Genomic DNA, 12,435 nt, shown 5'->3' on the forward strand with positions numbered 1-12,435 from the left:
GCGTCAGACCAGCTTCACCTGGACCGCGTGCGCCATCTCATCGGACAGCTCGAACCCCGAATGGCCTGGCACGGTGATCACCACCGAACCGGGCTTGGTCTCCACCGTGACGCGCGCGTCGGGGACGACGCCCGCCTCGCGGAGCTGCCCGATGACCTCGGGATCGGTCTGGATGTGCTCGGCGAGCCTGCGCACCACGACCGCGTGCACCTGGCCGTGCGGCAGATCCGACAGCCGCACCAGTGTCTCCTCGGTGGCGATCGGCGCGGTGATGCCGAGCTCGTCCAGGCCGGGGATCGGGTTGCCGTACGGCGAGGTCGTCGGGTGGTTGAGCACCTCGACCAGCCGCCGCTCGACGTCCTCGCTCATCACGTGTTCCCAGCGGCACGCCTCGGCGTGCACGTTCTGCCAGTCCAAGCCGATGATGTCGACCAGCAGCCGTTCGGCGAGGCGATGCTTGCGCATCACCGCGACCGCCATGCTGCGGCCCTTGTCGGTCAGCTCCAGATGGCGGTCTCCGGCGACCAGCAGCAGACCGTCGCGCTCCATCCGTGCGACAGTCTGGCTCACCGTCGGACCACTCTGCTCGAGGCGCTCGGCGATGCGAGCGCGCAAGGGCACCACGCCCTCCTCCTCGAGGTCGTAGATGGTACGGAGATACATCTCCGTGGTGTCGACCAGATCCTTCACCTGTTAACCCTTCGTCGGCACGAATTCTACCCACGCACGACGGCACGACCGCGTGCCGGACCGCTGCGGGAACCCCATCGGCGCACGGCCCGTTGCCGTGATCACACTCAGGCTCTATTTCTACTGCATAGCAACGTTGCACGGGGCTGCCAGCTTCCCAGTAGCGTTGCGATCATGGCCACTGTGCAGCGCAGTCCCGGAACGGTCGTGTGGACCGACCGCTTCCTCGACTACACGTGGACGCCGGAGCATCCGATGAAACCGGCGCGCCTGAAGTTCACCATGGCCCTGGCCGAAAGTCTGGGATTGCTCGACGGTGTCGAGCTGTTGGAGCCCGCCTCGGCCACCACCGCGGACCTGTTGCGCATCCACACCGCCGACTACATCGAGGCGGTCGAGCACGCGACCGTGCGCCCCGCGTCCTCGCTCACGCCGCCGTACGGACTCGGCTCGCCCGACAATCCGGTGTTCCCCCGGATGCATCAGGCGGCCTCGGTGATCGTCGGCGGCACGCTGGCCGCCGCGCGCGAGATCGCCGAGGGCCGGGCGAGGCGCGCGGTCAGCATCGGCGGGGGCATGCATCACGCGATGCCGGACTCGGCGTCCGGGTTCTGCGTCTACAACGATGCGGCGGTGGCCATTTCGTGGCTGCTCGACCACGGCTTCGACCGCATCGCCTATCTCGATGTCGACGTGCACCACGGCGACGGCGTGCAGCGGGCGTTCTACGCCGACCCCAGGGTGCTGACCGTCTCCATCCATCAGCATCCGGCGACGCTGTGGCCCAACACCGGCTGGCCGGAGGAGGTCGGCTGCGACGCCGCCGAGGGCACCGCGATCAACCTCGCGGTGCTGCCCGGCACCCGGGATGCCCAGTGGCTGCGTGGTTTCCACGCCGTGGTGCCGAGCGCGGTGGCCGCGTTCGAACCGCAGATCGTGGTGAGCCAGTGCGGAGTCGACACCCATCGCGAGGATCCACTCGCCGACCTCGAGCTCACCGTCGACGGTCAGCGTGCGGCCTTCCTCGCCATGCGGGAGCTGGCCGACCGGTACGCCGACGGCCGCTGGCTCGCGGTCGGCGGTGGCGGCTACGGCCTGGTCCGGGTGGTGCCGAGGGCGTGGACGCACCTGCTTGCCACCGCGCTGGACCGAACCATCGCACCCGAGACCGAGATTCCCGCGGAGTGGCTCGCGCTGGTCGGCGCCGCGGCGCCCAACACCGAACCGCCGCGCACCATGGGCGACGGCGGTGATATCGCTTACCGCCGCTGGGACGGTCCCGGTGGTACGGGAGAGACTGGGGACGCGCGCACCGATCGTGCGCAGCGCGCTATCGATACGGCCGTGCTGGCCACCCGCCGGGCCACCTTCGGGTTGCTCGGCCTGGATCCGGAGGACCCTCGTGACTGACCCCATCATCCCGGATTCACCGGACACCCCCGCGGTGCCGCCGCCACCGCCGCAGCACTGGATGGCCGATGTGCTCGCCGCCGACGGTGGTGTGGTGCGGTTGCGCCCGATCACCCCCGAGGACGCCGACCGGCTGCAGGCCTTCCATGCCGCGCTGTCCGACCGCACCAGATATCTGCGCTACTTCGGGCCGTACCCGCGGATTTCGCCGAAGGACCTGTACCGCTCCACCCATGTCGACCATCGCGACCGGGTCGGGCTCGTGCTCGAACTCGGCGAGGCGATCATCGCGGTCGGGCGCTACGAACTGCTCGACCGGGTCGGCCCGCGCGCTGCCGAGGTCGCCTTCGTGGTGGCCGACGAGCACCAGGGCCGCGGGCTCGGCTCGGTGCTGCTCGAACATCTCGCCGGTGCGGCCGCCGAGAACAAGATCGATACCTTCGTCGCGGAGGTGCTCGCCGAGAACACGGTGATGGTGACGGTCTTCCGTGACGCGGGCTACCAGGTGGAGCGCAGCAGGGACGGGTCGGTGCTGCATCTGGAATTCGCCATCGATCCCACCGAAGCGCTGCTGTCCGTGCGGGATTCGCGCGAACGCGCCTCCGAGGCGCGCAGCGTCGGCAACCTGCTCACACCGCGCTCGGTCGCGGTGATCGGCGCGACGCCGGGGGCGGGCCGGGTCGGCGGCGCTGTCCTGGCGAACCTGCTGTCCGGGGTGTTCCAGGGGCCGGTGTATCCGGTGAACCCGAATCGCAAGTCGGTGCGCGGGGTGCACGCCTACGCGACCGTCCGGGAGATCCCGGACGAGGTCGATCTCGCGGTCGTCGCGGTGCCGCCGCAAGCGATCGCCTCGGTGCTCGACGACTGTATGGCCAAGGGCGTCAAGGGACTTGTCGTGCTGACCGCCGGATTCGGCGAGACCGGCGTCGGCGGTATCGCCGCGGAACGCGAATTGGTCGCTGCCGCACGGGGACACGGCATGCGCGTGGTCGGGCCGAGCGCGCTCGGCATCGCCAACACCGATCCCGCCATCTCGCTGAACGCGACATTGGCGTCGGTGCTGCCGGGGCGCGGGCGGATCGGATTCTTCTGTCAGTCGGGACCTTTGGGCGCCGCCATCCTCGGCGAGGCGGCCGCGCGCAACCTCGGCCTGTCCACCTTCGTCTCGGCGGGCAACCGCGCCGACGTCTCCGGCAACGACCTGCTCCAATACTGGGACACCGCACCCGATACCGATGTGGTGCTGTTGTACCTGGAGAGCTTCGGTAACCCCCGCAAGTTCTCCCGCATCGCGCGCCGGATGGCCCGCAACAAGCCGATCGTCGCGGTGAGCAGTGGCCGGATGGCCGCGCGCGGCAAGCCGGCCGGGGAGACGGAACGCTCCATCGAGCGAGACCTGTTCGCGCAGGCCGGCATCGTCCAGGTGTCCACCGTCTCGGAAATGTTCGACTGCGCCGCCCTGCTCGGCTATCAGCCACTGCCGAAGGGGCCGCGGCTGGCGATCATCGGCAACAGCACCGCGCTGGACTGGCTGGCCGTCGACGCCGCACGTGGCGAAGGTCTCGAGGTCGCCGAATCGGTCCACCTCGGACCGCAGGCCACCCCCGGCAGCTACTTCGATGCCGTGATCGAGGCGCTGCGCTCACCCGAGATCGATTCCCTGATCCTGGTTTTCGCGCCGCCGGTGCCGGTCGGCGTCGCCGCCTTCGCCGACGCCATCCGCAGCGCGGCCGACGCGGTCCCCGGCGCCGACAAACCCATTCTGACGACCTTCATTGCCGAACAGGGCATTCCGAACCTGCTCGCCGTTCGCGGCCCCGGTGGTACCGCGATTCGCGGCTCCATCCCGTCCTACCCGGATCCGGAGCGCGCCGCGCGCGCACTGGCCCTGGTCCATCGCTACGCCCAATGGCGCACCAAGCCGGTCTCGGCGGTGGTGCGCCCCAAGGGCATCGACGCCGAACGGGCCCGGCGCCTCGTCACCGAATGGATGCGGGATTCCGAAGGCCGCTGGCTGTCCGACCTCGAAGCCGTCGAGCTCCTCTCCTGCTACGGCATCGATGTCGTCGAATTCCGCGAGGTCCGCTCCGCTGACGAGGCAATCGCCGCCGCCGAAGAACTCGGCTACCCGGTGGCCGCCAAGGCCACCGGCGAACTCTGGCGCCGCCGCCCCGATCTCACCGGCGTCCGCCTGGACCTGTGGCGACCCGAAGCCGTGCGCCAGGCCTACACCGACCTGGTCGAACTCTGCGGCGACCCGGTCCTGCACATCCAGAAGATGGCCACCAAGGGCGTCGGCTGCACTCTGCGCGTCAAGGACGACCCGTCCTTCGGATCGGTGATCGAGTTCGGCCTCTCCGGCATGATCATCGAACTTCTCGGCGACCGCGCCTACCGCCCCCTCCCACTCACCGCCGACGGCGCCACCTCCCTCATCGACGCCCCCCGAGCCGCCCCTCTCCTCTCCGGCACCCCCGCCAGCCCCCGGGTGGACAAAGCCGCCCTAGCCGAACTGGCCCAACGCATCTCGGCCCTCTTCGACGACATCCCCGAAATGCGCGACCTCTCCTTCGACCCCGTCCTCGCCTCCCCGGCCTCCGCCGAAATCATCTACGCCCGAGCCCGAATAGGCCCCGAACCCAGCCGCTTCGACACCGGCCCCCGCCGCCTGGGGTAATCGCGGTCTGCTGGGCGTGAGGACGGCGCGCGATTCACAGATCGTCAGGAAGGACGCGAAAGGCTTTATGCTCGGTGAGCGGAGCCAGAGCCCGGAAGTCCCGGCGATCGAGAGTCAGGACCGCATCGGTCTCGTAATCTGCGGCCAGCGCGACTGTGACGGCGTCGGCAAGGTCCAGATGCAGGTCGGGATAGAGCCTACGGACAGCGTTTGCCTGATCCAGTACGTCAGAGGTGACTGCGGCAATCTGGAAATGTGGTGTTCGGGCCTGGGCGCCGAGATCCTCGATCATTTCGATGGCGACGCGCCGACCGAGCACGCGGCGCGCGACATGATCGACCTCGGCGAGGATCAGAGGAGATATGACCACCAAGCCGGCTGTCTCGAGGACATGGAAAGCGCCATTGCTCTCGGGTGAGGAAGTGTCGAATGCGGCGATCAGGCCGGAAGTGTCCGCGATAACGATTCCCGGCCGGGTATCGCCCGGAATCATGACCGCTCCGGATCGCAGCCGAAGTCATCGGCCAGATAGTCGTCGACGCGCTCGGCGAGCGTTGGATCGCCGCTCGCGAAGCGTCGCAAGCGTAGTGGTTCCGAGCGGCGCTGGACACGTAGCGCGGCGAGGTGGATCGCGTTGCGAATTATCTCGGCTTCGCTGACGTTGCTTCGCGCGGCCGCCTCCTTGATGACGGCGAGGTCGTTGGCATCGGCATAGACCATCGTGCGCTTGAGAGACATATGAGTATTGTGGCATATATGCCACATGGTGTGCAGTCAATATATAGATGAGCGGGATGTCAGCCGACCTGCTGGCTGGGGACGAGGCGGACGCGGACGTCGGTGACGTTGCCAAAACGTTGTGGCGGTCAGTCGGCGGCTCACCTGGTCTCACCTTCGTCGCGTCTCCGTGGGGTGTCGAGTGAATATCGCTGGTACGCACGCATTTTGGTGCGGGGCGCGACGCCGCGGTGCCATCATGAACGGTGTCGCTGGTTCGGCCCGGGTGTTGCGTGATCGCAGGAGGTGGGACTCATGTCGGAGCGTGGAGCGCAAGGTGATGTTGTTCGGGCCGGGCGCCCGGATTCGGCCATCGATCGAGTGGCCGATTTCTATGGGGCCTACATCGACGCGCTCTCCGATGGCGCCGAGGATCTGGCCGAGCGGTTGCGTGGGCAGTACCTGACCGAGGACTTCCGCAAACGCCTGACCACTCCGGGGCACAGCGTCGACGATGTCCTGCATTCCCGGGATGTTCCCACCGGATGGGAAGTCCACTACGTCGATTCGGGCGCTGGTTTCGTCTTCATGAAGGTCACCCTCACCTGGGGCGCGGGCGCTGCTCTGTCCAGCCGTAACCTTGGGGTGAAGGTCGACTCGGAGACGAATCTCATCTCCGACGTCATGACCGAGCGGATGATCTGGCAGTGAATGTCCGATCTCGCGCGGGGCGTATGACGCGAGGCTTTGTGTAAGGCAACGAATTTTGGGTGTGGTGTATCGCGATCTCAAAATGAGACCGTACGGTGGGGTGGATCGCCGCACGATGAGGTTGCTGAATGATGAAGCCGCAGTACTGGTTCCGGTGGGTGTCGATTCAGGGGGCGCCGCGGGCGGTGTTGCGGCGCAAGGCCCGGCGCGGGGATGTGTTCGCGCAGTTGATGGGCGGGCCGCAGGGGATCGCGGATCCGTACTCGCTGATCGAGCGGATGCGGCCGCGCGGGCCGCTGGTGCGGAATTCGTTGTCGTGGGCCACCTGTGACTACGAGTTGACCCGGGCGATATTGCGGGACAGCCGATTCGGTGTGCGCAGTCATGAGCGGGTCAATGTGCCGAAGGTGCTGAAGAAGGTGGCGAGTCGCCTGACGCCGCCGGCCAATCCGGTCGATCCGCCCGCGATGCTTGCGATGAATCCGCCGGAGCACACCATGATGCGCAGGCCGGTGACCTCGGCGTTCACGCCGAAGGCCGTGGGCAGGCTGCGCGATCGGGTCGAGACGGTGACCGAGGAGTTGCTGGCGGCGATGCCGTCGGGGGGATCGGTCGATATGGTCGAGGCGTTCGCCTCCCGGGTGCCTCTCGCGATCATCTTCGAAATACTCGGTTTCCCCGACCGGGATCAGGAGATGTTCCGTGCCTGGGGCGTCGAGATGACACCGCTGCTCGATATCGGGATCTCCTGGCGGTCGTTCAGCCGCGCCATGGACGCGGCGCAGAAGTTGAACGACTACCTGGACCGGCACATCGAGCACCTGCACCGGGAGCCGGGCGAGGACGTGCTCAGTAATCTGATCAAGGGCGGTGAGCTCGACGACCACTCGATCAAGGCCAATGCCAGCCTGATCATCGGCGCTGGATTCGAGACCACCGCCAATCTGATCAGCAACGCCACCGCTCAATTGCTCTCCCACCCTGAGCAATTGGACCGGTTGCGCGCGGAACCGGAGCTGTGGCCGAACGCGATCGAAGAGGCGCTGCGCATCGATCCGTCGGTGCAGACCACGGCCCGCACGGCCCAGGACGACCTCGAGCTGGCGGGTTTCCAGCTGAACAAGGGCGACCTGATCGTGCTGTCGCTGGCGGGCGCGAACCGCGATCCCGCGATATTCACCGATCCGAACCGCTTCGACGTCGCCCGCTCGAATGCCAAGGACCACTTGGCTTTCAGCAGCGGCATCCACGTCTGTTTCGGTGCCAACCTGGCCCGCATGGAAGCCGGTTACGCCCTGCGCGCCCTGTTCGACCGCTTCCCCGACATGCAGCTGGCAGCCCCGCCCGAACGCCGCCCGCTCTACACCTTCCGCGGCTACGCCCGCATGCCGGTCCAACTCGGCCGCCGCGCCCACACCGCGGTGTGAGCCACTGACCTGAAGCGGTGCGGCGACCGCCGCACCGAGTGGCATCCGCCCCCCGATCGGGTGGATGTTCGGTGTGCTGACCTCGCCTAGGCTCAGGAGCCATGGCCGTGCGACGCGGTGCGCGATGTGCTGTCCCGGTCCGCGATACTAGTACTGTCGCTAGACGTATTCCCTTGTGCCACAAGGGAATACGTGACCCGAGAAGTATGGGCTACTGGGCCGTGCCGCGCCGGGAGACGATGACCTCACAAGGTCAGGAGGGTCGGTTTCTTCTTCCGCCTGGCACGCCTGGTGCGGGATATCGAGGTGGCCGGTGGCCATCGGGACCGGCGTCTCTCTCGGTGATCGATAGGAAAGACCCAGTGAGACAATCGAATAGCGCCGCGGGGTACCGAACGAAGACGATCGTGTCCGATGTCGGCCGATACCGCGGCAGCCCGCTCGGGGTCGCACTGGCATTGCATCTCCTGCTCGACCGGGTGTTCACCGCTCGCACGCAGGTATGGATCGTTGCGGGCGAACAGGATCCGCGCCGCGTCGACCTGACCGCGCTCGATCCCGATATCCACACCCTTGCCGACCTGCACCAGATCGGTACCCAGGCGTCGCGACCGACGCCGACCGATCGTGGCGGCCACCTGATCGTGCTCGGCGAGGACGTCGGCGACCTGGCCGGGCTACTGCACCCGGTGACGGTGCTCCATGTGGCTGATGCGGTGACGCTCAGTGTGGCCGACCATCTCGCTATCGACGACGATGTCACCACCACCCTGACTCGACTGTGGGCGCTACTGGCCGAGTGTCCCGCCCCGGCCGGGGTCGACGATAGCCACGTGGTCCGGGCCGAGCGTGACGATTCAGGGGGCGCGGCGGTGCGTGGGGACGGTCGGCCGGTAGAGGCTGTCCGGCTCACTCGAGGCGCCGATGACGCCGCCGATCAGCCGATTCAACAGATCGTGGCCAGCGAACGGGTAGGCGCCGCCGCACCGTTGGCTCCGCCGCCCCTGTTCGTCACGCGGTTCCTCGCCGTCACCCGGAGGCATCCGGACCGGATCGCGATCGAGACACCCACGCGCGACATCACCTACGCCGAACTCGACGCGACCGCGAATGCGATCGCCGCCGAATTGACGGACCGGGGCCTGCGTCGTGGCGATGTGCTGTTGCTGATCCCACGACGCGACGAACAGTTGGTCGCCACCGTGGTCGCCGCACTGAAACTCGGTGTCGCCCTGGCGATCGCGAACCCGACGGGCCCGCCCGCCTACCTGCGCGAGTGCGCACGCGCCGCACAGGCCGACCTGATCGTCAACCTGGCCGGAGTCGACCTCCCCGACGCCCTGACCGAGCTGCCGATCGAACGGGCTGAGCTGCCGATCGAACGGGCTGAGCTGCCGATCGAACGGGCTGAGCTGCCGATCGAACGGGCTGAGCTGCCGATCGGACCGGCTGAGCTGCCGATTGCGCCGGTCGAGCTGGCGACGGCACCGGTCGATCACCCGGTCGGCTCCTATGACCAGGAGCGGCTGCTACCCAATGACTGTGCCGTGGTGACCTTCACCTCCGGCACCTCGGGCACTCCACGGGCGGTGCGCGGCCGGTACAGCTCGCTCACCTACTTCTTCGATTGGATGGACCGCCACCTCGGCCCGCTGCGCGACGCCCGCTTCGGTATGTGCTCGGCGCTGGGGCACGATCCGCTGCAGCGTGACATCCTCACTCCGCTGTATCTCGGTGCCACCCTTGTCATTCCGGATGCGGACGACGCCGCCTCGGCCACCCTGCCGCGCTGGCTGGACGAGGCGCGGGTGCAGGTGGTGTGCGTCAATCCGTCGGCCATCGCCTTGCTCGCCGCCGAGGGGCGCGTGCTCGAGCACCTGCGGACGGTGTTCCTGGTCGGTTCCGCCCTCACCCGCACGCAGGTCGGCGCTCTCGCCGCCGTCGCTCCGATGGCGCGGATCGTGAACCTCTACGGCTCCACGGAAACGCAAAGAGCCGTAGCATTTTTCGACATCACTACCGCAACGGGCGAACTGCCCGAGATCATTCCGGTCGGTCAGGGCATGGCCGATGTCGATGTGCTGGTGCTGACCGCGCGGCACCGGATCTGCGTGCCGTGGCAGACCGGTCAGATCGCGGTGCGCTCACCGCATATCGCGCTCGGATACGTCGGCGACGCCGAGCTGAGCGCGGCGAAGTTCCGCACCGGCCTGCCCGCTGGCGCCGCACCCGATGACCACACGCCGACGTATCTGACCGGCGATATCGGTTACCTAACCCCGAGGTACGGAGTGCATTACGGGGGGCGCGCGGACAACCAGGTCAAAATCAACGGATTTCGCGTCGAACTCGATCAGATCACCGCCTGCTGCCTGGCCATGCCCGCGGTCCGCGACGCCGCCACCCGCACCTTCGAATTCGACGGTGTACCAGCGCTGGCCGTCTTCCTGGTTCCGGACGCACCCGCGATCCGATTCGACCCCACCGCTTTTCGCGCCGCACTGGCCGAGCGGCTGCCCGCACACATGCTGCCGCACCGGGTCATCACCCTTCCCGAGCTGCCGATGACCCGCAACCAGAAGATCGACACCGAGGCGCTCGGCGCGTACCTGGCCGACCCGAAGACACCGCCCGCCAACCCGTCCGATGCGGCCGACGTGGTGCACGACTACCTGCGCGGCCTCACCGGCGACGCGACCCCGGACCTCTCGCTGCCACTGGCTGAACTCGGCATGGATTCACTGCGTTTCGCCGCGCTGCTGAGCCGCCTGCCCGCCACCGCGAGGACCCGAGCCACCACCGCGTTGAGTGCGGCGGAACTGCTGGCCGATATGGAGGGCGAGATGTCACTGATCGAAGCGGCGGCGACCGGCGGTGACGGCTCGGGCGACACGCTCGATCTGCGCGCGTTGCTCGGACCGATCACCCGGATCACCGAAACCACCATCGAATTCACCGATCGCACGCTGGATCACCTGTGCTCCAACAGCTATCTGGGCCTGTCCAGCGATCCGCGCCTCCGCGCCGGATTGCTGGAGTTCGCGCAATCCGCCGGATCGCTCGGCTCGCACGGTTCCCCGGAGATCAACGGCTACACCCAGGCGCACGAACGGCTGACCCGGAGCCTGCGGACGCTGCTCGGCGGCGACGGTGTGACGCTCTACAGCTCCGCCTATCTGGCCAATATCTCCGCGATCCCGGCCATCGCCGGCCCGGGGGACCAGTTGTTCGCCGACGAGCGCATGCACCGGTCGGTGCGCGACGGCTGCCTGCTCAGCGGCGCCGAACTGCACCTGTACCGGCACAACGACCCCAACGATCTCGACGATCTCCTGCGGCGCACGCCGGTCACCGGGCGGCGGGTCATCGTCAGCGAGGCGCTGTTCGGCGTGGACGGTGATATCGCCGATCTGCCCGGGCTGGTCGCCTGCGCTCGGGACCGGCAGGCCATTCTCTTCCTGGACGAGGCGTCCTCGATCGGCCAGCTCGGCGCGGGCCGCGGGATCGAGGCGCACTATGATATGCCCGGCACGGTCGACCTGCGGGTCGGCTCGCTCGGCAAGGCACTCGCCGGTGGCGGTGGATTCGTCGCCTGCGCAGGCGAATTCGTCGATGTGCTGCGCAGGCATCGCGGCGCCACGTTCTCCACCACCCTGTCCCCGCTGGCCGCGCACCTCGCCGCGGACGCTGTCGACATCCTGCGCGCCGAGGGCGCCGAGCTCACCGCGCGCCTGCACGCCAACCGCACCCGCTGGGCCGAGGCGCTGCGCGACGGCGGCATCGACACCGGCCCGTCGACCACGGCGATCGTCCCGCTGTATCCGCCGGGCGCCGGTGACACCGCGCGCTGGTTCCACGCCGCGCTCGACGCGGGCATCTTCACCCTGCCGCTGGCCGCGAGCTGGACCTCGCGTCCCGGCGGCGGGCTGCGCACCACCGTCACCGCCGTGCACGATCCCGACGCGCTCGCCGAGATCGCCGACCGGCTCATCCGCAGCCTCGCGCTCACCATCGCCCGGTAGGTATCCATGACCACATCCACGTCCGCCGATCCGGTCTTCGCCGTCATCGGCGCGACCAGGGGCATCGGCGCCGCCACCGTCGCGGCATTGGCCGCGGATCCGGCCCGCCGCGTCGTCTGCTGCGGGCGCGACAGGGACGCCGGTGCCGCACTGGCCGAAAAGCTCGGCGACAGGGTCGATTTCGTCCCTGCCGACATCACCGATCCGGCCGAGGTCGAGCACTTCTTCGCGGCCGTCGCCGAGCGCGGGCGGCTGATCGGGGCGTTCAACTGCGCCGGTGTGATCGGCACCGACACCATATTGCGCGGCAGTCATTTCCACGAGGCCGATCCCGCCCGGTTCGACGACGTCATGGCCGTCAACGTCACCGCGCTCGCCCGCTGCCTGCGTGGCGAGCTGGCGCTCATGGTCGAGCACGGCGCGGGTGGCGCGGTGGTGAACTGTTCGTCGGTCGCGGGTCTGCGTGCCGCGGACAGCCTTTCGGTGTCCTACACCGCCGCCAAACACGCCGTGATCGGGATGACCCGCGCACTGGCCGTCGAATACGCCCGCCATGGCATCCGCGTCAACGCCGTCTGCCCCGGCGTCATCGACACCGACATGCTCGGCGGCCTGCACGACCAACTGCTCGCCCATCTGCGCGCCAAGAACCCGTCCGCCCGCATCGGCACCCCCGCCGAGGTCGCCGACACCGTCGAATTCCTGCTCTCCGACCGCGCCGCGTATATCTCCGGCACCACGGTCACCATCGATGCGGGAGGCCTGTCCGGCGCGCTGTAGT

Annotated in this window: 9 protein-coding genes; 6 read left to right on the top strand and 3 right to left on the bottom strand. The window is 68.3% G+C overall.

Annotation, left to right across the window (positions count from 1 at the left end; all coding sequences use genetic code 11):
* Window positions 1-3: 3 nt before the first annotated feature.
* The gene (locus tag ACIG5A_RS38060) at window positions 4-690 is read right to left on the bottom strand and encodes an iron dependent repressor, metal binding and dimerization domain protein (protein ID WP_397249271.1); all 687 of its coding nucleotides are present in this window, start codon (window positions 688-690) and stop codon (window positions 4-6) included.
* 174 nt (window positions 691-864) lie between these two features.
* Between ACIG5A_RS38060 and ACIG5A_RS38065 the strand changes: the two genes are divergently transcribed.
* Entirely contained in the window at window positions 865-2,100 is a 1,236-nt protein-coding gene (locus ACIG5A_RS38065) for an acetoin utilization protein AcuC (protein ID WP_397249273.1), read from the top strand.
* A 61-nt stretch (window positions 2,101-2,161) separates the two neighbouring features.
* Entirely contained in the window at window positions 2,162-4,777 is a 2,616-nt protein-coding gene (locus ACIG5A_RS38070) for a GNAT family N-acetyltransferase (RefSeq protein ID WP_397249491.1), read from the top strand.
* Window positions 4,778-4,811: 34 nt separating this feature from the next.
* Here ACIG5A_RS38070 and ACIG5A_RS38075 read toward each other — a convergent pair whose 3' ends face one another.
* Together ACIG5A_RS38075 and ACIG5A_RS38080 are read right to left on the bottom strand one after the other, a co-directional pair.
* Window positions 4,812-5,270 (bottom strand): type II toxin-antitoxin system VapC family toxin, encoded by a 459-nt coding sequence (locus tag ACIG5A_RS38075; RefSeq protein ID WP_397249275.1) that lies wholly within the window; start codon window positions 5,268-5,270, stop codon window positions 4,812-4,814.
* Window positions 5,267-5,515: a CopG family transcriptional regulator gene (locus ACIG5A_RS38080; RefSeq protein ID WP_397249277.1), complete on the bottom strand. Its 249-nt coding sequence runs from the start codon at window positions 5,513-5,515 to the stop codon at window positions 5,267-5,269. The genes ACIG5A_RS38075 and ACIG5A_RS38080 overlap by 4 nt, the downstream gene beginning before the upstream one ends.
* A 294-nt stretch (window positions 5,516-5,809) precedes the next feature.
* Here ACIG5A_RS38080 and ACIG5A_RS38085 point away from each other — a divergent pair, with 294 nt between their 5' ends.
* The 4 genes from ACIG5A_RS38085 (at window position 5,810) to ACIG5A_RS38100 (ending at window position 12,434) form a co-directional block, all read left to right on the top strand.
* A complete protein-coding gene (locus ACIG5A_RS38085) occupies window positions 5,810-6,205 on the top strand; it encodes a hypothetical protein (protein WP_397249279.1) in 396 nt (131 codons plus the stop codon).
* A 128-nt stretch (window positions 6,206-6,333) separates the two neighbouring features.
* The gene (locus ACIG5A_RS38090; RefSeq protein ID WP_397249281.1) at window positions 6,334-7,632 is read left to right on the top strand and encodes a cytochrome P450; all 1,299 of its coding nucleotides are present in this window, start codon (window positions 6,334-6,336) and stop codon (window positions 7,630-7,632) included.
* Between the two features lie 362 nt (window positions 7,633-7,994).
* Complete coding sequence (locus ACIG5A_RS38095) at window positions 7,995-11,654, top strand: aminotransferase class I/II-fold pyridoxal phosphate-dependent enzyme (RefSeq protein WP_397249283.1); 3,660 nt, start codon at window positions 7,995-7,997, stop codon at window positions 11,652-11,654.
* A 6-nt stretch (window positions 11,655-11,660) separates the two neighbouring features.
* The gene (locus tag ACIG5A_RS38100; RefSeq protein WP_397249285.1) at window positions 11,661-12,434 is read left to right on the top strand and encodes an SDR family NAD(P)-dependent oxidoreductase; all 774 of its coding nucleotides are present in this window, start codon (window positions 11,661-11,663) and stop codon (window positions 12,432-12,434) included.
* Window position 12,435 lies beyond the last annotated feature (1 nt).

This window comes from Nocardia sp. NPDC052566 (assembly GCF_044547285.1).
Lineage (GTDB): Bacteria > Actinomycetota > Actinomycetes > Mycobacteriales > Mycobacteriaceae > Nocardia.